The 19,478-nt window shown below is 65.9% G+C and carries 18 protein-coding genes and 1 pseudogene; 4 read left to right on the forward strand and 15 right to left on the reverse strand.

From position 1 onward, the window contains the following. Positions 1–10 precede the first annotated feature (10 nt). A complete protein-coding gene (locus VGV37_RS06710) occupies positions 11–682 on the forward strand; it encodes an ABC transporter substrate-binding protein (RefSeq protein WP_326878869.1) in 672 nt (223 codons plus the stop codon). A 12-nt stretch (positions 683–694) separates the two neighbouring features. Here the strand turns inward: VGV37_RS06710 and VGV37_RS06715 are convergent, their stop codons facing one another. Next, on the reverse strand, positions 695–3,328 hold the full coding sequence (locus VGV37_RS06715) for an MMPL family transporter (protein WP_326878870.1): 2,634 nt from the start codon (positions 3,326–3,328) through the stop codon (positions 695–697). 98 nt (positions 3,329–3,426) lie between these two features. Then, complete coding sequence (locus VGV37_RS06720; RefSeq protein ID WP_326878871.1) at positions 3,427–4,224, reverse strand: acyloxyacyl hydrolase; 798 nt, start codon at positions 4,222–4,224, stop codon at positions 3,427–3,429. Here VGV37_RS06720 and VGV37_RS06725 point away from each other — a divergent pair. Both VGV37_RS06725 and VGV37_RS06730 read left to right on the forward strand, forming a co-directional pair. After that, positions 4,211–4,795 (forward strand): TIGR00730 family Rossman fold protein, encoded by a 585-nt coding sequence (locus VGV37_RS06725; protein ID WP_326878872.1) that lies wholly within the window; start codon positions 4,211–4,213, stop codon positions 4,793–4,795. The genes VGV37_RS06720 and VGV37_RS06725 overlap by 14 nt on opposite strands. A 192-nt stretch (positions 4,796–4,987) precedes the next feature. Further along, entirely contained in the window at positions 4,988–6,202 is a 1,215-nt protein-coding gene (locus VGV37_RS06730) for an NADP-dependent isocitrate dehydrogenase (RefSeq protein ID WP_326878873.1), read from the forward strand. Between the two features lie 71 nt (positions 6,203–6,273). Here VGV37_RS06730 and VGV37_RS06735 read toward each other — a convergent pair whose 3' ends face one another. The 3 genes from VGV37_RS06735 to VGV37_RS06745 form a co-directional block, all read right to left on the reverse strand. Continuing rightward, a complete protein-coding gene (locus tag VGV37_RS06735) occupies positions 6,274–6,780 on the reverse strand; it encodes a hypothetical protein (protein ID WP_326878874.1) in 507 nt (168 codons plus the stop codon). Between the two features lie 213 nt (positions 6,781–6,993). Continuing rightward, entirely contained in the window at positions 6,994–8,064 is a 1,071-nt protein-coding gene (recA, locus tag VGV37_RS06740) for a recombinase RecA (RefSeq protein WP_326878875.1), read from the reverse strand. A 113-nt stretch (positions 8,065–8,177) separates the two neighbouring features. Next, a complete protein-coding gene (locus VGV37_RS06745; protein ID WP_326878876.1) occupies positions 8,178–9,257 on the reverse strand; it encodes an enolase C-terminal domain-like protein in 1,080 nt (359 codons plus the stop codon). A gap of 99 nt (positions 9,258–9,356) precedes the next feature. On the opposite strand from VGV37_RS06745, the gene VGV37_RS06750 reads away from it, so the two are divergent. Beyond that, a complete protein-coding gene (locus VGV37_RS06750; RefSeq protein WP_326878877.1) occupies positions 9,357–9,947 on the forward strand; it encodes a helix-turn-helix domain-containing protein in 591 nt (196 codons plus the stop codon). On the opposite strand, the gene VGV37_RS06755 is transcribed toward VGV37_RS06750, so the two are convergent. From VGV37_RS06755 to VGV37_RS06800, 10 genes and pseudogenes are all read right to left on the reverse strand, one after another. Then, positions 9,922–12,438 carry a hybrid sensor histidine kinase/response regulator gene (locus tag VGV37_RS06755; protein ID WP_326878878.1) on the reverse strand — a complete coding sequence of 839 codons (2,517 nt, stop codon included), beginning with the start codon at positions 12,436–12,438 and terminating at the stop codon, positions 9,922–9,924. The two genes, VGV37_RS06750 and VGV37_RS06755, sit on opposite strands and share 26 nt — an antisense overlap. Positions 12,439–12,471: 33 nt before the next feature. Then, the gene (locus tag VGV37_RS06760; protein WP_326878879.1) at positions 12,472–13,254 is read right to left on the reverse strand and encodes a flagellar biosynthetic protein FliR; all 783 of its coding nucleotides are present in this window, start codon (positions 13,252–13,254) and stop codon (positions 12,472–12,474) included. Between the two features lie 27 nt (positions 13,255–13,281). Then, entirely contained in the window at positions 13,282–13,548 is a 267-nt protein-coding gene (gene fliQ, locus VGV37_RS06765) for a flagellar biosynthesis protein FliQ (RefSeq protein ID WP_326878880.1), read from the reverse strand. Positions 13,549–13,563: 15 nt separating this feature from the next. Then, complete coding sequence (locus VGV37_RS06770; protein ID WP_326878881.1) at positions 13,564–13,869, reverse strand: flagellar hook-basal body complex protein FliE; 306 nt, start codon at positions 13,867–13,869, stop codon at positions 13,564–13,566. 53 nt (positions 13,870–13,922) lie between these two features. After that, positions 13,923–14,336: a flagellar basal body rod protein FlgC gene (gene flgC, locus VGV37_RS06775; RefSeq protein WP_326878882.1), complete on the reverse strand. Its 414-nt coding sequence runs from the start codon at positions 14,334–14,336 to the stop codon at positions 13,923–13,925. Positions 14,337–14,368: 32 nt separating this feature from the next. Continuing rightward, a complete protein-coding gene (gene flgB, locus VGV37_RS06780; protein WP_326878883.1) occupies positions 14,369–14,788 on the reverse strand; it encodes a flagellar basal body rod protein FlgB in 420 nt (139 codons plus the stop codon). Between the two features lie 115 nt (positions 14,789–14,903). After that, entirely contained in the window at positions 14,904–17,096 is a 2,193-nt protein-coding gene (locus VGV37_RS06785) for a prolyl oligopeptidase family serine peptidase (RefSeq protein ID WP_326878884.1), read from the reverse strand. Between the two features lie 80 nt (positions 17,097–17,176). Beyond that, positions 17,177–18,280 carry a branched-chain amino acid ABC transporter substrate-binding protein gene (locus VGV37_RS06790; protein ID WP_326878885.1) on the reverse strand — a complete coding sequence of 368 codons (1,104 nt, stop codon included), beginning with the start codon at positions 18,278–18,280 and terminating at the stop codon, positions 17,177–17,179. Between the two features lie 82 nt (positions 18,281–18,362). Next, positions 18,363–19,142, reverse strand: a complete 780-nt coding sequence (locus tag VGV37_RS06795) for a putative hydro-lyase (protein ID WP_326878887.1) — start codon at positions 19,140–19,142, stop codon at positions 18,363–18,365. A 98-nt stretch (positions 19,143–19,240) separates the two neighbouring features. Continuing rightward, positions 19,241–19,478: pseudogene (locus VGV37_RS06800) on the reverse strand (LysR family transcriptional regulator); the annotation flags it as partial.

Genomic DNA, 19,478 nt, shown 5'->3' on the forward strand with positions numbered 1-19,478 from the left:
AATGGCTCCCATGGCATATCCGAAACTGAGGGCCGCCAGCGCGGCCCTTGCCCTTTTGCTGGCCGATGGCCAGGCATTCGCCACGTCGGCGCCGCAGCCGGCTCCCGTCGCCGCAGCACCCGAGCCCGGCCCCCATGGTCCCGCCAGCGCCGTCGTCGACGCCTTCGACGGTACCCTGCTGGGCGTGATGAAGCAGGCCGACAAGCTGGGCTACGAGGGGCGCGCCAAGGACCTCGAGCCGGCGATCGAGAGCGCTTTCAACATCCCGCTGATGACCCGCATCATCGTCGGTTCGCCGTGGACCGAGTGGAACGAGGAACAGCGCGGCCATATCGTCGATGCCTTCGGCAAATTCATCGTCGCGACCTACGCGCGTCGCTTCGACGGCTACGGCGGCGAGGATTTCGTCGATGACGGCGAAAAGCCGGCGGTCAGCGGCGGCACGCTGGTCACCACCCGCCTGACCCGCCCCAAGGATCCGGCGGTCACCCTCACCTATCTGATGCGCGACGGCGACAACGGACCGCAGATCGTCGACGTGTTTCTGACCGGCACGATCAGCGAACTGGCCACGCGGCGCTCGGAATTTTCGGCGGTACTCCAGCAGGGCGGCTACCAGGCCCTGCTGACCGCACTGGAAAAGAAGACCGCCGCCCAGGCCGCCGGCGGCGAAGCGGAATAACCGGGTCCGGGGCTAGACTCGAACCGGTCCCCGGCCGAGCACGGTCATCAGTGCCGGCTGGACGATCAGGGTGCACAGCAGGACGTAGATCAGCGACATCATCAGCAGCAGGCCCATGCTGGCCGTTCCCGCATGGTGCGACAATGCCAGGCTGCCGAAGGCCGTGCCGGTCGTGGCGGCGCTGAACACCACCGCGCGCGCCGTCGAGGTCTGCAGCAGGGCGACAGGTCCCGTCCCGGCCCGCCAGACCATCACGAAATAGATGTCGAACGCGACGCCGATGCCCATCAGCAGCGGCACCGCGATGACGTTGGCGTAGTTGAACGCCAGCCCGGAGGCGACGCAGGTGCCGAGCGCGTAGAAACCGGCCAACGCCAGGGGAACGACGACCAGCAGCACATCGCGCAGCCGGCGCAGGATGAGCGCCAGGGCGACGGTGATCGCGACCACGGCCAGCAGCGAGGCCGTGGTGAAGGCCGTACTGACGGTCTTGCCGGATTCGAGGATCGAAACCGGCGCTCCCGTCGCATCCGGGGCAAGCCCGCGGACCGCCGCAACGAAGGCCGCCATCTGCCGCTCGTCCTTCATGTCGCCCTTCGGGAAGACCGAGACCCGGGCGCGCCCGTCCGTCGCGATCCAGTCGGTGCGGATCTCCGGCGGCATGCTCTCCGCCGTCAGCTTCTCCGCCGACATGGCGGCGCGCAGCATGTCGACCCGGCCCTCGAAGCCGCCGAGAAGTGCTTCGCGCAACACCTTGACGTCGCCGCCGCCGGGGCTGTCGAGAAAGTGACCGATCGCGGTCTGGAGCGCGCCGGCAGCGGGACCCAGCGCCTGGCCATGGGCACCGGCAAGGAAGCTGCGCAGATGCTCGGCATAATTCCGAAGCGCCGCCCGCTCCTCGTCATCGCTCGGCGGCGGCAAGGCGGGTGCGTGGTCCAGGATCGGCCCCAGCAGGAATTTCGTCTGGTCGAGAATGTCGAGCTTCGCGGGCTGATCGTCCGGCACGAAGCTCGACAGGGTCAGCGCCTGGCGCACCTCGGGCAGGGCCGACAGCTTCTCGGCCAGCGCGTCGGCGGCCGGCAGGTTCGCTGTCAGGATCTCGATGCTGTAAGGCGAAGCCAGCGGGTCGGAGGTCAGTTCCTTGACGGTCCTGACCGATTCCTTGCTGGGATCCTTGAGGTCGAGCGGGTCGGCGTCGAACCGCACGAACGGTACGCTCGCCGCGCCGACGATGCCGAGCAGCAGAGCCAGGGCCAGCACCAGCTTGGCATTGCGCTGCAGCCAGCTATCGACGGGCGCCGCCCAGGCGAAACCGGCCGCTTCCGGCTTGCCGCGTGCCGGCAGCAGGGTCAACAGGGCCGGCAGCACGGTCAGGTTCGCGATGAGCGCCACGAACATGCTGGTGCCGGCGATCAGGCCAAGCTCGGACACGCCTTTATAGTCGGTCGGCAGAAACGAATAGAACCCGACCGCCGTGGCCAGCGCCGCGAGGCCGAGCGGGCCGCTGATGCCCCGCGCCGTACGCTTCAGCGCTTCCTGGTTGGCGCTGCCGCGATCGGCCGGGGCCGCACCGCCGGTGACCGCATGCAGCTCCGCCCGATAGCGCATGGAAAACTGGATGCCGAAATCGACGCCGATGCCGATGAACAGCACGGCGAAGGCGATCGAAATCATGTTGAGCGTGCCGACCGCGGCCGCGGCGAAGGCGGCAGTGATGACCAGGCCGACGACGAGCGTGATCAGGATCGCAAGGATCAGGCGCGGCGCGCGCAGCGCCCACAGCAGGATGCCGACGACCACCACCAGCGTGATCGCCGTGGCAGTGCCGGCGCCTTCGCTGACGGAAGCGAACTCCTCGTCCTCGAGCGGAACCTCGCCGGTCAACCGGACGGTGACGCCTTTGGCGGCCAGCCCTAGATCCATCGCGGTCTTGCGGATCGCGGCGCTGGCGGCGGCGCCCGGTTCGAGCGCGTCGAAATCGAGTTTCGCCTGGACCAGGATGAAGTGGCGCAGTTCCTCCGGACGCGGCGGCTTGCCGGTCATCATCTGGCCCCAGCTGACCGGCTGGGGTTTGCCGGCGGTCACGCTATCGATGGTCTGGGCGAACAGGCCCATGGGTCCGGCGAGCTTCTCGCCCGAGGCCTCGCCCTCCTCCATGCCGACGAGCGCCTGGCCCAGCACGCCGAACAGGCCGCGCAGGCTGGGGTCGGCATCGAGCGGCCCCATCAGCGGCTGGGCTTCGGCGATCTGGTCGGACAGCTGCGCCAGATCTTCCTTGGGCAGGAACATCAGGCCGTAGCGGTTGAAGAACGGGCCACTGTCCGGCCGGCGGACGCTCTTGATGATGTCGGTGCGTTCGGCCAGGGCCTTGGCCAGGGCCGCCGTCGCATCCTCGACCGAGTCGGACGACTTGCCGTCGAGCACCACGGTCGTCAGGCTCGTGCTGGCCGGAAAGGCGGCATCGAAGGCGGCACCCTGTTTCTGCCAGGGCAGATCGGGCGACAGCAGCTTGCTGGTATCGGTATTGACGCCCAGATGTCCGGCCGCGAACACGCCTCCCAGCACCGTCGCCACCAGCGCCGCCAGCAGAACGCGCCAGGCGTGGCGACGACAGAAATCAACCAGTGCCGAAAGAAAGCCGATCATGTTTGCCCCGTCGAAAGCGCAATGCCGACGGGATATCTCCCGTCGGCATTGAACCGTGCTCTAGATGATCCGGTTGCTCCCCGTAGGGCGAGCACTCGTCAGAATTTAACGCCGAGCCGAATGCCGATGTCGTTCAGGCCTTCGTTGCGCACACCCAGATCCGCATTCGAGATATGGTTGTACGAGACCGCCACCGAATAGGTCGGGGTGATCCGGTAGCCCAGATCCAGATCTTCGCGGAACAGGATGTTGGAGCCGAGCGACTTGCGCTTCTCGGCTTCGGGCGTATTGCCGTTGACGTTGATCCGGCCGTCGTTGTAGCCGCCGCCCAGCGAACCCTCCACGAAGAACGCGTCGCCGGTGCGCAGCGCGTTGTGCAGGAAATCCCAGGTCCAGGTCAGACCGGCGTAGGCCTGGTTGGTCTGGCCCGCGGTATTGACGAGGCCGCCGATCATGGGGCGCGGCGAGCCGATGATGGTGAGGAAGCTGGGCGAGGCGAACAGGAACTCGAGCCCGGCATCGGCACCGGTTTCTTTCTGATGGCCGAAGACGCTTGCATCATGTTCGTAGACGCCGGCCTTGATCTCGTCGAGGAAACCGTCGGCCTTGGCGATACCGGGAAGCACCAGGGTCACGACGCCGGCAGCGAGGAAAAGATGGGAAAAGCGCATGGCTCCTCGGGGGATGGTGATCGGGAAAAGGCGGTGCGACGGGCGAATGCCTTGGTCCGGCACCCTAGCGATAGTCCCTTGGAAACGCCAGATATAGACGTCTACCATGAGCGCCGGGATGGATTGCGATGGCCGATGCTGGCTCCGGCCGGGCTCAGGCCCTAGGCTGAGCCCGGCCAAATCGAGGTTGAAAAAGGGTACGGTGGTTAAGATGGCGTCGATCAAGAGCGTCTGTGTCTATTGCGGTTCGTCCAACCGGGTCGATCCGCGGTTTCTGGACGCAGCGAGCGAATTGGGACGCCTGATGGGCAAAGCGGGCCTGGAGCTGATCTATGGCGGCGGCCGTGTCGGCCTGATGGGTCGGGTGGCGGACGGCGTGCTGGCCGAGGGCGGCCGCGTGGTCGGCATCATTCCGGGCCATCTGCATCAGCGCGAGGTGGCGCATCCGTCCGTCAGCGAATTGCTGGTGGTCGAGACCATGCACGAGCGCAAGCAACTGATGGCCGAACGGGCCGACGCGTTCGTGGTCCTGCCGGGCGGCTACGGTACGCTCGACGAAATGTTCGAAATCATCACCTGGCGCCAGTTGGGCTTGCACGACAAGCCCCTGGTACTGGCCGATCTTCACGGCTATTGGGCGCCGCTCGCGACCTTGCTCGACCAGATTATCGAGGCCGGCTTCGCCCAGGCCGAATGCCGCAAGCTGTATCGCACCGTCACGAGCGTGGCTGAGATCCTGCCGGCCCTGAACGAGGCCCAGCCGCCGCGGATCGCCGTCGATTCCAAGTGGATGTAGACCCGTTCGATGGTACCGCGACACGAGGCCTCTTGTCGGACCTAATCCAAATGCTATGGTCCTCCGCCCCTGCGCCGCGGCCGGCCTCTTAGGAACCCGAAGTCCGGGATCACGAGCCGCGTGCCGCCCTAATTGCCTCGCCCGGACCCGCGTCGCTTCTCGCGCGGGCGGGCCAGCTGGAGACGCTTTCTGATGAGCAAGATCAAGGTGAAGAACCCGGTCGTCGAACTCGACGGCGACGAGATGACCCGGATCATCTGGAAGTTCATCAAGGACAAGCTGATCGTTCCGTACCTCGACGTCGACCTCAAATACTATGACCTGGGCATGGAGCATCGCGACGCCACCAACGACCAGGTGACGATCGATTCCGCGAACGCGATCAAGCAGTACGGCGTCGGCGTCAAATGCGCCACGATCACGCCCGACGAGGCGCGGGTCGAGGAATTCAAGCTCAAGAAGATGTGGAAGTCGCCGAACGGCACGATCCGCAACATCCTGGGCGGCACCGTGTTTCGCGAGCCGATCATCTGCCAGAACGTGCCGCGCCTGGTGCCCGGCTGGACCTCGCCGATCGTCATCGGCCGCCACGCGTTCGGCGACCAGTATCGCGCGACCGACTTCAAGGTGCCCGGCAAGGGCAAGCTGACCATGACCTTCACGCCGGAAGACGGCAGTGCGCCGGTCAATTACGACGTGTTCGACTTCCCCGGCGCCGGCATCGCCATGGGCATGTACAATCTCGACGAATCGATCCGCGAGTTCGCCCGGGCCAGCTTCAATTATGGCCTGCTGAAGAATTGGCCGGTCTATCTCTCGACCAAGAACACGATCCTCAAGGCCTATGACGGCCGCTTCAAGGACCTGTTCCAGGAAATCTTCGATGCGGAATTCGCCGCCGAATTCGCCAAGCGCAAGATCACCTACGAGCATCGCCTGATCGACGACATGGTCGCCTCCGCGCTGAAGTGGAGCGGCGATTTCGTCTGGGCCTGCAAGAACTACGACGGCGACGTGCAGTCCGACACGGTGGCCCAGGGCTTCGGCTCGCTGGGCCTCATGACCTCGGTGCTGCTGGCGCCCGACGGCAACACGGTCGAGGCCGAGGCGGCCCACGGCACGGTGACCCGGCATTTCCGCCAGCACCAGGCCGGCAAGGAGACCTCGACCAACCCGATCGCGTCGATCTTCGCCTGGACTCGTGGTCTCTATTATCGCGGCAAGTTCGACGGCACGCCCGACGTCCAGCATTTCGCCGAGACACTGGAGAAGGTCTGCGTCGATACGGTCGAATCCGGCAAGATGACCAAGGATCTGGCCATCCTGATCGGCCCGAACGAGCCATGGCTGTCGACCACCCAGTTCCTCGACGCACTGGATGCCAACCTCAAGGTCGCGGTGAAATAGGCATCGCTTCCGAGGCGGAATGACGAACGGGCCGGAGAGCAATCTCCGGCCCGCTTGCTTTGGGCAGGACCTTAGTTGACCCCGGCCGGCGCCTTGACGTTGTCGTAGTGGGTTTCCTGGGTAATCACATCGCCTGACGGCAAATGGATCTCCATCTTGAGCGGCAAGTGCCGACTGTCGGAGACCCAGAGGCGGACGTCGGAGGCACCTCTCGGCGTCTCGGCATGCTCCGTGAAGACCGTCGTCGCCTCGCCATTGACGGTATCGGAACCGACTTTCTGGCAGGTCGGCTTCGTGGTCTTCGCCTTCGCCATCATGTCGTCGGCCGTCCCCTGCGCGTCATAGGGCATGGATTGCCAGGCGCCGGCCACTTGGATGTACATCTTCGCGCCGAGGACGACGACTTCATTCTTCGTGGTCTCTCCGGACTTCTTGACGGTCGTCACGGTGCCGTCATAAGGCGTCTTCGCCTGCGCGGTGGCCGCGGCGAAGAGATCCGCGCAGTCGTCGGCCTTGGCCCCCGTCGCCACCACGAGGGCCATGGCCCCGACCAATCCAGCTCCGAACTTGGTGCGCATGATGCTCCTCCGATGGCAAGTCGCCGATGGGGCATGATAGCCCAAACGACGACAATCGGCTTGGGGCGTGCTTCACGGTCATAGCGATATAAACCTGCCCGGCTCCAGATCAGAAGCTTGACCAATCGATCGGGGTTTCCCAAGCCAGCGCTCAACGGAAAAGGCCCGCGCAGGTTTCCCCGCACGGGCCTTTTCCGCACCGATTGTGGTCGGCTATTCCTCGGCAGCACCGTCCGGCGTTGCCAGCAGCATCGCGTCGGCGACCAGGCCGGCATTGCCCCGGATCGCGCTTTCGATCGCGGCCGCCGTTTCCGGGTGGTCCTTCAGATACTGCTTGGCATTCTCGCGACCCTGGCCGATGCGCTGGCCGTCATGGGAGAACCAGGAGCCGGATTTCTCGACGACACCGGCGGAAACGCCGAGGTCGACCAGCTCGCCACGCTTCGATACGCCTTCGCCATACATGATGTCGAATTCGACGACCTTGAACGGCGGCGCCATCTTGTTCTTCACGACCTTGACGCGCGTCTGGTTGCCGATGACGTTCTCGCGTTCCTTGATCGCGCCGATGCGGCGGATGTCGAGCCGGACCGAGGCGTAGAACTTCAGCGCATTGCCGCCGGTCGTGGTTTCGGGATTGCCGAACATCACGCCGATCTTCATGCGGATCTGATTGATGAAGATCACCATGCAACGCGACTTGGAGATCGAACCGGTCAGCTTGCGCAGTGCCTGGCTCATCAAGCGGGCATGCACGCCCATATGGCTGTCGCCCATCTCGCCTTCCAGCTCGGCACGCGGCACGAGAGCGGCGACCGAGTCGACCACCAGCACGTCGATGGCGCCGGAACGCACCAGCGTGTCGGCGATCTCGAGCGCCTGCTCGCCCGCGTCGGGCTGGGAGATCAGCAGCTCGTCGATATTGACGCCCAGCTTGCGGGCATAACCGGGATCGAGCGCATGTTCAGCGTCGACGAACGCGCAGGTGCCGCCGCTCTTCTGCGCCTCGGCGATGACATGCAGGGCCAGTGTCGTCTTGCCGGAGCTTTCCGGTCCATAGATCTCGACGATGCGGCCCCGCGGCAAGCCGCCGATGCCGAGCGCGATGTCGAGGCCGAGCGAACCCGTGGAGACGACCTCGACATCCAGCACCGCGTCTTTGGACCCGAGCTTCATGATCGAGCCCTTGCCGAACGCGCGCTCGATCTGGCCGAGAGCCGCTTCCAACGCCTTTTGCTTGTCCATATCAGCCTTATCCAACAGGCGCAGAACGGTCTGCGACATTGCCCGGTCCCCTTATTCCATAGGCCTCTCGGCGATGCAATGCGCATCAATGTACATGGTTTGTTCCGGAACACAATGGGAACATTGTGGGCGAGCGCGTTTCGGCCCTGTCGTCAGACGAGGAACCGGGCCACGGCCGCCTCGTCCCAGTCGAATCCCAGCCCCGGTCCCCGGGCCGTGACGAAACCCCGCTCCGCCGCCAGCGGTCGCCGCAGCACCGGGCTCGCCTTGTCGAGATGTTCCAGCCAGAGCGCGGTCGGCGTCACCGCCAGCAGATGGGCGCTCGCCTCGATGAAACCATGGCTCGACACCGGCAGACAGGCCGCCCTGCACAGAGCCGCCGCTTCGAGCCATCCGGTGATGCCGCCGATCTTCATGACGTCGAGCATGGCATGGTCGCTGGCCCCGGCGGCGATCGCATCGGCGGCGGCCCGTGGAAACCACCAATTCTCGCCGGTCTGCACCGGGACGGGCGAACCGGCCCGGACCCGTGCATGCGCCGCCAGATCCTCGGCAGGCACCGGCTCCTCGACCCAGGTCAGGTCGAATGCGGCCAGCCGGTCGATCCGGCGGCGCGCCTCGGGCGGGTCCAGCGACTGGTTATAGTCGACCATCAGAGCCACCTCCGGTCCGATCATGCTGCGCACGGCTGCGACATCGGCCAGGTCGCGGGCGAGATCCGCGCCGCCGATCTTGATCTTGATGCCCTGAAAGCCGGCCGCGACCGAGGCCAGGATCGCGGGCTCGTCCCGCGCCGGATCGAGAATGCCGAAGCTGTCGTAGGCCTGGATCGGCCGGGGCATGCCGCCCAGCAGCGCCGCGAGCGGCAGGCCGGCGGCGCGCGCCAGGGCATCCCAGAACGCCATGTCGAGGCCGGCCACGGCCATGCCGATCAGCCCGTGCCAGCCCAGGAGGCGGAACCGCCGATCGAAGCCGCGCATGCGCTCGACGGGGGCCGCCGCCTCCCCCACGAGTTCTCCGCCGACCTCCGCCACCAGCCGGGCCAAGGGCGCCAGGGCGAGCCTGGTGTAGGCGAAAACATAGCTGCGACCGGTGACGCCCTGGTCGGTCTCGACGTCGATCAGCACCAGCGGGGCCGCCGGGATCTCGCCCATCGCCGTCCGGATCGGCCGGTCGAGCGGCACCATCACCGGTCGCGCCGCAATCTTCCGGATCGTCAATTCCTCGCTCATTTTCCCACCCTTCGATTTCGTCCGCGCTGCGATCAGGCTTAGCCGGCGCGGCCAGGGTCGATAAACTCACTCATCGGTATACGAAGGGGATCGGTGGGGATGAGGGGAGCAGCAGCAGAGACGCGGCAACGCATCGTGGGTGCCGCTTACGATCTGTTCTACGCGGAGGGCTTCGGCCGGGTCGGCATCGATCGCATCGCCGCCCAGGCCGGCATCACCAAGCGCTCGCTCTATTATCATTTCGACAGCAAGGACGCCCTGCTCGCCGCCGTGCTGGAATTCCACCACGGCCTGGCCTTGGCCCGGATCGCGGAATGGGCGGCGCCGTTGGCGGCGGCGGATGCGGGCGATTTCATCGACGCACTGTTCGCCGCCCTGGCGCTCTGGTCCCGCGAACAGCACTGGACCGGGGCTGGCATGACGCGACTGGTGATGGAACTGGCCGATCTGCCCGGGCACCCCGCCCGGGCCATCGCGGCGCGGCACAAGGCCGCGATCGAGGATTGGCTGGCGGCCTCGCTGGGCGCGCGAGGCGCCGCCGAACCGCGTGCGGCGGCGCGAACCATCATGCTGCTGCTCGAGGGCTGCCAGGCGATGATCCTGATCGGCGGCGACCGGACCTATGCCGCGACCGCCGCCCTCGTCGCCCGCCGGTCGCTGGCACTCAATCCACCCGAACCTCGCCCATGATCTCCTTCACCTTGAAGGCGAGCTGCTTCAGCGAGAACGGCTTGGCCAGGAAATGGATATCGGAATCATCGCCGATGCGCTTGCGGAACGTGTCCTCGGTATAGCCGGAGATGAACACCACCTTCATGTCGGGCTTGGTCTCGCGCACCTGCTTGATCAGGGTCGGCCCATCCATGCGCGGCATCACCACGTCGGTGACGATGAGGTCGATCGTCTCCACCCCGGCCTGGATGATCTGCAGTGCCGCCTCGCCGCTCTTGGCTTCGACCACGGTATAGCCCTTGTTGCGCAGCGCCCGGGCGCTGAACAGGCGGACCGGGTCCTCGTCTTCGACCAGCAGGATCGTGCCGGCGCCGGTGAGGTCGCGGGGTGCCGCCACTTCGAGCGGATCGAGCGCCGGCAGCGGGGGCGCCTCGCCCTCCTTGCGCACGTGCTGAGGCAGGTAGAGTGAAAACTGGGTGCCGACGCCGACGGTACTGTCGACGAAGATGAAGCCCCCGGTCTGCTTCACGATGCCATAGACCGTCGACAGGCCCAGCCCGGTGCCCGAGCCCACTTCCTTGGTCGAGAAGAACGGCTCGAAGATGCGCCCGACGATCTCGCGCGGGATGCCGGTGCCATCGTCGGACACCTCGATCAGCACATAGTTGCCGGCCGGCATGATCTCCAACTCGCGCTGGGTCGCCTCGGTGCGCTCGACGTTCGAGGTCTTGATCGTCAGCGTGCCGCCACCGGGCATCGCGTCGCGGGCGTTCACCGCCAGATTGATGATGACCTGCTCGAGCTGGCCCTGGTCGACCCGGACGGTGCCGAGGGCGCGGCCCTGCATCATCTTGAGTTCGACATTCTCGCCCAACAGCCGGTTCAGCAGATGGCTGAGGTCGCTCAGCACCTCGCCGATGTCGATGACCCGCGGCTGCAGGGTCTGCTGCCGCGAGAAGGCCAGCAGCTGGCGGACCAGGTTGGCCGCGCGGTTGGCGTTCTGCTTGATCTGCATGATGTCCGCGAACGACTGGTCGCCCGGCCGGAACCGCAGCAGCAGCAGGTCGCAGAACCCGATCATCGCGGTCAGCAGGTTATTGAAATCATGGGCGACACCGCCGGCGAGCTGGCCGACCGCCTGCATCTTCTGCGACTGGGCGAATTGCAGCTCCAGGTTCTTCTGCTCGGTCAGGTCGATGAAATGCAGGATCAGGCCGGCGATGCTGCCCTCGGCGGTATCGAGCCGGCTGGCGAACAGCGCCAGGGTCTTGTCGCCGGCACCGGTCCGCACGCGCAGCTCCAACGGCCGGTCGAGCGCCGTCCCCTTGACGATCTGCGCCAGCCGCTCGGCAGCCGGGACCTGATCGTCCTCGAAGACGAATTCCATCAGGTTGCGGCCAGCCAGATGCTCCGATTCGGTAAGCAGCAGTTTTTCCAGCGCCGGATTGGTTTCCTTGAAGCGCGCATGGGTGTCGATCAAGGCGATGCCGACCGGCGCGATCTCGAAGAAGCGCTGGAACCGTTGGCGGGCGCGGATCAGGGCTTCTTCGCGCGCCCGGTCCGGCGCCAGGTCGCGCACGACGGAGCAGGTGCGCCGGCTGGGGCCGCTGCCCTCGATCGTCTGGCTGATCGCGGCATAGGTCAGGCGCCCCTGCCGACCGTTCAGGAGCACCTCACGCCCCTCGCCCGGCGCCTGGGGATCGAACGGCACGCGCGTCGCGTCGTCCGTGGTCACCAGGAAATCCTCGATGCGGGCGCGTCCGTTGATCAGCGCCTCGGGCGAGGCACCGAGCCAGCCGGCCAGGGTTTCGTTGATCATCAGGAACCGACCGGACTCGTCGACCGAATAGAGGCCGAACGGCACTCCGTCGAAGAATTCGAACAGCATGGTCCGGCCGGCCTCGATCACGCCGCGCAGCTGGCGCGAATCGGTGATGTCGACCAATTGCCAGACCGCGCCGCCGCGCACCGAGGCGATCGGCGCCACCGTCACCTCGAACCAGCCGATGCGTCCATCGAGGAACCGCGCCCGCAGTTCGGCATGGGCGGTGCCGCCGACGCGCGCCTGGGTCTTCAGGCGGTTGAGCTCGCTCTCGACCGCCTCGTCATCCTCGGCACCGTCGAGGAAAACCTGGAGCGGCGAGCGTCCACCGCCGGCGAATCGGGCAACGTAGGCGGCGTTGGCGAACCCGATCAGGCCCTTGGCGTCGGTCACGAAGGCGGCGTCCGGCAACGCTTCCAGCGCCTGGCGCGCGAGCGACGCCATGCGCCCGGCCGCGGCCAGTCGCCCGCCCAGGAACGCCAGGGTGCCGAAGGCCAGGACCGCCACCAGGTCGATCGCCAAGCTCGCGTAGTAGGTCGGCGAGCCCGCCGGCAGCTGGGTCCCGAGCCAGACGCCGAGCCCGAGACTCGTCGCGGCGGCGATCAGGCCCAGCAGCAGCAGCGGCTTCACGCCGCGCATCGGCAGCCGCCGCCCGTTCTCGCCCGTCCGATCAGCCTCTAGAACCATGCCCTCATGCTACCTTGTCGTTGTCCCCGGCATTCAGCCGGGTTGGGTGATGCTGGTCAACACATCGACATATTGGGCGAGAAACCAGTAGAGCAGCGGTGGCAAGGTCAGCCCGATCAGCACCAGCCCGCCCATCACCTGGAGCGGCAGGCCAATATAGAACACCTGGAGCTGCGGCATGATCTTCGAGATCAGGCCCTGCGCCACGTGGAACACCGTGCCGACGACCAGGAACGGCGCCGCCAGCTCGACGCTGATCAGGAAACCGCGCGAGACCAGACGCACCATCGCCTGGGACATGTCGGCAAACGGCGGCAGCGCGCCGGCCGGAAAGGCCGCATAGCTGTCGACGATGGACCGGATCAGCACATGGTCGATGCCCGTGGCGAAGATCACGACGACGGCCATGGCCGAGAGCAGGCTCGCCGGCAGGGTTTCGGGCGAGGTCTGGCCAGGGTTGAACGTGATGGCGCTGGCGAGCGAGGTCTGCATGGCGATGATGGCGCCGCCGGTTTCGAGCGAGGCCAGCAGCACCCGCGCCATTAGGCCGAGGAAACTGCCGATGAAGATCTCGTCGAACATCAGCGCGAACATGCGGAACAGGTTCTGCGGCTCGGCCGGAATGCCATAGTCGGCCTGGATGACCGGCGTCACTGCGATGCTGATCGAGGCCGCCAGCACCAGCCGCGAGCGGACGTTGACATAGGCGTCGCCGAAGCCGGGCATGAAGCCGATCGCCGCCGCCAGCCGGCAGAACACCAGGAAGAAGGTCCAGAGCACGCTCGGGACCAGTTGTTCCAGCTGATAGGTCGTCATCGGTCTGCGGTCATCGCGGGGCGCGACCTATTGGATGGCGATGATGCGGTCGGCGAGCCCACGGGCGAAGGTTTCGAGCGTGCCCAGCATGAACGGCATCAGCAGCAGGACCGACAGGAAGATCACGAAGATCTTGGGCACGAAGGTCAGGGTCTGTTCCTGAATCTGGGTCAGGGCCTGGAAGATCGAAATGAAGATGCCGACGATGAGAGCCGCCAGCATGGGACCGCCGGCGATCTTGAGAGCGGTGAAGATCGCCTCGCGGGCGACGTCGATGATCTGGGTTTCGTTCATGCACCAGGACCCGCGTCAAACGGTCATGTGCAGGATTTCCTGATAGGCGGAGACGACCTTGTCGCGCACCGCGACCACGGTCTGCAGGGTGACGTCGGCATTGGTCACGGCGGCCACGACGCTGTTGATGTCGGCCTTGCCGGCGACCGCCTGCATGCTCGTCATCTCGCCCTTCTGCTGGTCGTTGATGGCGCCTTCCAAGGTCGACTTCAGCATGTCGCCGAAGCCCGTGCCGCTGGCCGCCCCCGCCCCCTGGGCCGAGGTCAGCGTCTTGGCGGCATTGGCGTAGGCGGCGGCGCCGGCGGCGACATTGATCGTCATGGTCCTAATTCCTCGGCGGCGAAATGCGCGCCCAACGATTGATCTTACAAGGCCTAGCTGCGGAGCATGTCGATTGCACGCGAAATCATGGTGTTGGTCGCGTCGATCACGTCGACGTTCGCTTGATAGCTGCGCTGGGCCTCGCGCAGATCGCCCATTTCGACCAGCGGATTCACGTTCGGCATGCGGACATAGCCGTTGCCGTCGGCGGCCGGATGGCCGGGCATGTACTTGAGTTCGAAGGGGGCAGCGTCCGGAACGATGCGGTCGACCTTGACGGCCGAACTGCCGGTCTCGTGGTCCAGCACGTTCTTGAAGGTGACCAGCTTGCGCCGGTAGGGATCGGCGCCGGCCGTGGCGGCGGTCGAATTGGCGTTGGCGATGTTTTCCGAGATGGTCCGCAGGCGCAGGGTCTGCGCCGTCATCGCCGATGCCGCGGTCTTCAGGGTATCATCGAAACTCGACATGCCAGTACCTTCCGCGAACCGGGGAGCCGTCGTTACGAGCCCGTCCGGCCGATCGCCGTCTTGATCAAGCCAACCTGCTTTTTATAGAGGTTGGTCATGAGCTGATAGTCCGAGGACGTCTCGGACACCTTCATCATCTCGTCTTCGAGCGAGACCGTGTTGCCATTGATCTCGCGATCGGTCGTGATCTTTTCGATCTCGGGCTGCAGCTTGGTGGCGAATTCCGTCCCGACCAGATGATGTGCGTCGGTCGTGACCGGTGCCAGCTTGGGCGACGTGGAATGGGTGACCTCCGCCAGTTCCTTGCGGAAATCCAGCGGGCGCAAATCCGAAGCCTTGAAGCCTGGCGTGTCGGCATTGCCGACGTTTTCGGACACGACCTTCTGTCGGGCCGTCAGCCAGTTGATCTTCTTGGTCAGCGCTGCGAGCAGCGGCATATTGTTGAGGTCCATTGGACCCTGAGCCTCGTCCACAATTATGGGCAGGTGAAGGATGCGGCGCTTCTGATTACCAACGCGTTAAGCACGGGCGGCGAATTTTCATACCGCCCGCGCCTCTGCGTTGTCCCTACTTCGCCTTGGGCTGGTAGCCGGGAAGGCCCATCTGCCAAAAGGCGAAGGCATATTTGTCTGCCAACTCCTTGTTGGCCTGGACCCGGGTCGATCCGATCCCGTGCCCGGCGTCATAGTCGACCCGCAGCAAAATCGGCCGGCCGCTCGTGGTCGCGGCCTGCAAAGTGGCCGCCATCTTGGCCGACTCGTAGGATGGCACGCGCGGGTCGTTGATGCCCGTCGTCAGCAGGACGGCCGGATAGGCGGTGCCGGGCTTGATGTTGTGCATCGCATCAATCGCAAGCAGGCCCTTGAAGCCGTCCTCGGCTGTGACCGTGCCGAATTCCGGGATGTTCGGCGGTCCGTTCTCGCTGAATTCGCCGCGCAGCGCGTTCGACACGCCGACATCGTCGAGCACGACCCGGAACAGATCGGGCCGGGTCGCCATGGCATTGCCGACCAGGATGCCGCCGGCACTGCCGCCCTCGATGCCCAGCATGGCGGAGCTGGTCCAGCCTTTGTCGATCAGGTATTGGGCGCAGGCGATCAGGTCTGCCCAGCTGTTCGGCTTGGTCGCCTTCTTGCCGGCCAGATGCCAGTCCTCGCCATACTCGCCGCCGCCGCGCACATGGCAGATCGCCCAGATGCCGTTGTGTTCTTCCAGCGCCAGCCTGCGCGGCGAGAATACCGGGGTTTCGGAAACGCCATAGGCGCCGTAGCCCCAGATCAGGGTCGGATGCTTGCCATCCGGCTTTGCGTCCTTGCGGCGCACGATCGACAGCGGCACATCGGTGCCGTCGGCGCTCTTGATCTTGATCTCTTCGGCCGCATAGGCCCGCGTGTCGACCGGCGACGGCGCCAGCAGGCCGGTATCGACGATCTTACGGTCCTTGGGAACGTAGGTGACCCAGGCGGCGGAATGCACCCAGCCCTCGACGCTGAACAGCGCGCCCGGCACCCGCGTATCGGTATAGAGCCCGTCGATCGTGGCACCGTCATAGGCGAGCGGCACGGCCTCGACTATGCCGGTATCGTAGGGTAGCCGGCGCAACCGGCTGGGGCCGCCGTCCATGTCCTGGATGTAGAGCGCGTCCGCGGCAGTCGCGACTCCGGTAATGACGGTGGTGCCGGCCGGAACCGCGACCTGCGCCTGGGCCAGGTCCGGCTTGCTGACGTCCTCCTTCAGGACCCTGAAGCGGGCCGCGTCTTTATGAGTCAACAGGAACAGGTCGTGGCCGTGGAGCGCCGCACCCGTCACTTCGTCCTCGGGCAGCGCCAGCTTGACCCAGGGCGCGTTGCCGTCGACCACCTTGTCCAGCGGCGCGGCATAAAGCCCGACCTCGTTCTGCACGCCGTTCTGGACCAGGCCCAGCGCATAGTCCGAGCCGGGCGTGACGATGACGAAGGGAAAGGCGATCGGGTCGATGGCGAGGCCGGAGCCGAGCCCGGTACCGAGCACCGGCTTGTCGCTCTCGGCATCGGTGCCCAGCACATGGAGATAGGCCCGGCTGTCCTTGTATTTGTCGGTGCCGGGCGCACCCGCATCGAGCTTCTTCAGGCGGTTGTAATAGAACGACTTGTTGTCCGGCAGCCAGGAGACCGAGGCATCGTTGGTACGGTCGATGTGCTCGCCCAGATCCTTGCCCGTGGCGACATCCATGACATGGAGCACGCTCTGCTCCGAACCGCCCTCCGACAGGCCGTAGGCGACGTATTTGCCGTCGAGCGACGGCTGGAAATAGTCGATCGAGACGTGCTTGCCGGCGGTCGAGAGCCGGGTTGGATCGACCAGCACCTTTTCCTTGCCCTTGGCGCCGATGCGCACGACCAGCGAGTAGTTGACGGCGCCGGGTGCGCTCTTGCGATAGAAATAGGCATCGCCCACCTGGTCGACGCCCAGCACCTTCACGCTGGCATTGTCGAGCGCCACGATGCGTTTTTCCAGCGCCGCCCGGCCGGGGATCCTGGCCAACGCCGCTTCGGTATAATCGGCCTGGCCCTTCATGAAGGCCTGGAACTGGGGCGACTTCGAATCCTCCATCCAGCGATAGTCGTCGGTCACGCTGGTGCCGAAGAAATTCTCGGTCACCGGCTTCTTGTCCGCGACCGGCTGGCCCGGTGCCGCCATCGCCGTGCCGGTTGCGATCAGGGCGGCCAGACCCAAGGTCAAGCCGCCCATCGTCGCGCGAATATCCCGTCGTAACGCCATGCAACCGTCTCCTCGTGGAGGAATTTCGTTGCGGCGACGCTAGCGCTTATTTGAGCGCAGGAACAGTCGTCAGCCTCGCCTCAGAGTTCGGCGTACTTCCCGTCATGCCATTGCCAGACAACGAAACCGGCGCGAGTGATGTCGCCTTTCTGGTCGAATTTGATCGGCCCCGTCACCGTCTCGAACGTCGTCGCCTGCAGTGCCTTCACCAGGTCCGGCAGCTTGATCGACTTTGCCGCCTCTGCCGCCTGGGCGTAGATCTGGATGGTCGCGTAGGCCTGCAGGGTGAAGCCCTCGGGGGCGGCGCCCTGCTTCTCGAACGCTTCGACCACGGTCTTGGCCGCTGGCCGTTTGCGCCAGTCGGGCGCGAAGGTGAACAGGGTGCCCTCGCCCGCTGGCCCGGCGATCTGCCAGAACTCCAGCGCCGGCAGCGCGCTGTCCGAGACCAACTGGGCGGTCAGTCCCTGCTCGCGCGCCTGGCGCACGATCAGCGCCGCTTCCTTCTGATAGCCGCCGAAGAAGATCGCCTCGACCTTCGCCTGCTTCAACTTGGAGACCAGGGCAGTGAAATCCTGGTCGCCGACGGTGATCGATTCGTCGATGACCTCCTTCACGCCGGCCGCATTCAGCGCCTTGCGCGTCTCGTCGGCGATGCCGCGGCCATAGGCCGACTTGTCGTCGACGATGGCGACCGGCCTGTCCTTGAAATGCGCGACCAGATAGTCGCCCGCGACCTTACCCTGCTGGTCGTCGCGTCCGCAGGCCCGGTAGACGTTGGTCCAGCCCTTCTTGAACGCGTCCTCGGTCAGCGCCGCCGCGGTCGAGGCCGGCGAGATCTGCAGGATCCCGGCTTCGTTATAGATGGCCGAGGCCGGGATCGAGGAGCCCGAGCAGAAATGCCCGGCGACGAAGGCGATGTCCTTGGAGGCGAGCTGGTTGGCGACGGCCACGGCCTGCTTCGGGTCACACGCATCGTCCGCGACGGTGAGCGCCAGCTTCTGGCCCAGCACGCCCCCCTTGGCGTTGATGTCGTCGACCGCCTGTTGCGCGCCCCGTTTCAACTGTTCGCCGAAGGCGGCGTTTGAGCCGGTCAGCGGCCCGACCAGGGCGATCGGAATATCGGCCCATGCCGTGCCGCCGCCGAGGGCAAGCGCGGTTGCCAGGGTCGCCATGATCTTTCGCATCTTGCCAAATTCCCTTTCGTGAAGCCGGTGAATCCGCCCTGGCTTTATGGGTCGGCCGTCGTCCTGGATCGCGAAGCGACCGTCAGGCGCGGCCGTGTTTCAAGTCGGTGATCAGCATGCAGCCCGGTGCGTGGGTGATGCAGAATTCGGGCCGCACCACCTCGATCGCGGCCTGGGGTGTGACCCCGCAGGCCCAGAACACCGGGATCTCGCCTGGCTCGATCGCGACCGGGTCGCCATAGTCCGGCGCCGCAATGTCGCGGATACCGATCGACGCAGGGTCGCCGCGATGGACCGGCGCGCCGTGCATGTCCGGAAACCGGCCGGAAATCGTGGCGGCCCTGTCGGCGTCCGCCGGCGTCAGCGGACGCATGGAGACGACCATCGGCCCGTGCCAGCGGCCGACCGGGACGGTCTTGAGGCTGGTCTTGTACATCGAGACGTTCAGGCCTTGCGCGATGTGGCGAAGGGGAATGCCGGCCTCGATCAACGGATGCTCGAAGGTGAAGGAGCACCCGAGCACGAAGGTGACGAGGTCGTCGCGCCACAGGTCCGCCACATCGGTCGGATCGGCGTCGACCACGCCGTGGCGATGGACCCGGTAGCGCGGCAGATCGTGGCGGATATCGATGTCGCCGAGCGTCGGCAGCGACGGCTCGCCCGGCTCGGAAACCGCCAGCACGGGACAGGCCTTGGCATTCGCCCGGCAGAACGCCTCGAACTCGCCCGCCCAGGCACGCGGCAGGATCACGACGTTGCCCTGGATATAGCCCGGTGCCAGCCCGGTCGTCGGCCCGGTCAGCGTGCCCTGGCGAATCTGCCGGCGCGCCGCCGCCGCCGATTCGAGCAACCCGTCGTCCATCGTCACGCCCCCGCGAAATCCAGCCAGACATCAGCTAGCCATGACGGACCTCGTGGGTCGAATTGTCATTTTCGATCGATTCCGATCAGAAAAACTGATCAGTGAGGCTGATGTTCCTCGACGGCGACCGATTCGGCCAGCGCGGCGACGATGGCAGCCAGCGCATTGTCCGGCTGGTCGAGATAGCTGGCGGTGAAGACGAGCGGCGGCAGCGCCGTGTCGCAGGCGAGCCGGCGCAGGCGACCGGCCGCCAGCTCGTCGGCGATCACGGCCGGCGGAATGGCACTGATCCCGATGCCGTCCAGGGTCATGCGGACGATCGAGGCCAGCGAGCTG

The sequence above is a fragment of the Aliidongia sp. genome (assembly GCF_035943795.1).
Lineage (GTDB): Bacteria > Pseudomonadota > Alphaproteobacteria > ATCC43930 > CGMCC-115725 > Aliidongia.

What these genes read in the sequence shown, in the direction of transcription:
- VGV37_RS06755 (WP_326878878.1), bottom strand. Translation starts at nt 12,438, where the DNA reads ATGGTTCTAGAGGCTGATCGGACGGGCGAGAACGGGCGGCGGCTGCCG.
- VGV37_RS06710 (WP_326878869.1), top strand. Translation starts at nt 11, where the DNA reads ATGGCATATCCGAAACTGAGGGCCGCCAGCGCGGCCCTTGCCCTTTTG.
- fliQ (WP_326878880.1), bottom strand. Translation starts at nt 13,548, where the DNA reads ATGAACGAAACCCAGATCATCGACGTCGCCCGCGAGGCGATCTTCACC.
- VGV37_RS06770 (WP_326878881.1), bottom strand. Translation starts at nt 13,869, where the DNA reads ATGACGATCAATGTCGCCGCCGGCGCCGCCGCCTACGCCAATGCCGCC.
- VGV37_RS06750 (WP_326878877.1), top strand. Translation starts at nt 9,357, where the DNA reads ATGAGGGGAGCAGCAGCAGAGACGCGGCAACGCATCGTGGGTGCCGCT.
- VGV37_RS06795 (WP_326878887.1), bottom strand. Translation starts at nt 19,142, where the DNA reads ATGGACGACGGGTTGCTCGAATCGGCGGCGGCGGCGCGCCGGCAGATT.
- VGV37_RS06785 (WP_326878884.1), bottom strand. Translation starts at nt 17,096, where the DNA reads ATGGCGTTACGACGGGATATTCGCGCGACGATGGGCGGCTTGACCTTG.
- VGV37_RS06715 (WP_326878870.1), bottom strand. Translation starts at nt 3,328, where the DNA reads ATGATCGGCTTTCTTTCGGCACTGGTTGATTTCTGTCGTCGCCACGCC.
- VGV37_RS06760 (WP_326878879.1), bottom strand. Translation starts at nt 13,254, where the DNA reads ATGACGACCTATCAGCTGGAACAACTGGTCCCGAGCGTGCTCTGGACC.
- recA (WP_326878875.1), bottom strand. Translation starts at nt 8,064, where the DNA reads ATGTCGCAGACCGTTCTGCGCCTGTTGGATAAGGCTGATATGGACAAG.
- flgB (WP_326878883.1), bottom strand. Translation starts at nt 14,788, where the DNA reads ATGGACCTCAACAATATGCCGCTGCTCGCAGCGCTGACCAAGAAGATC.
- VGV37_RS06735 (WP_326878874.1), bottom strand. Translation starts at nt 6,780, where the DNA reads ATGCGCACCAAGTTCGGAGCTGGATTGGTCGGGGCCATGGCCCTCGTG.
- VGV37_RS06745 (WP_326878876.1), bottom strand. Translation starts at nt 9,257, where the DNA reads ATGAGCGAGGAATTGACGATCCGGAAGATTGCGGCGCGACCGGTGATG.
- VGV37_RS06730 (WP_326878873.1), top strand. Translation starts at nt 4,988, where the DNA reads ATGAGCAAGATCAAGGTGAAGAACCCGGTCGTCGAACTCGACGGCGAC.
- VGV37_RS06790 (WP_326878885.1), bottom strand. Translation starts at nt 18,280, where the DNA reads ATGCGAAAGATCATGGCGACCCTGGCAACCGCGCTTGCCCTCGGCGGC.
- flgC (WP_326878882.1), bottom strand. Translation starts at nt 14,336, where the DNA reads ATGTCGAGTTTCGATGATACCCTGAAGACCGCGGCATCGGCGATGACG.
- VGV37_RS06725 (WP_326878872.1), top strand. Translation starts at nt 4,211, where the DNA reads ATGGCGTCGATCAAGAGCGTCTGTGTCTATTGCGGTTCGTCCAACCGG.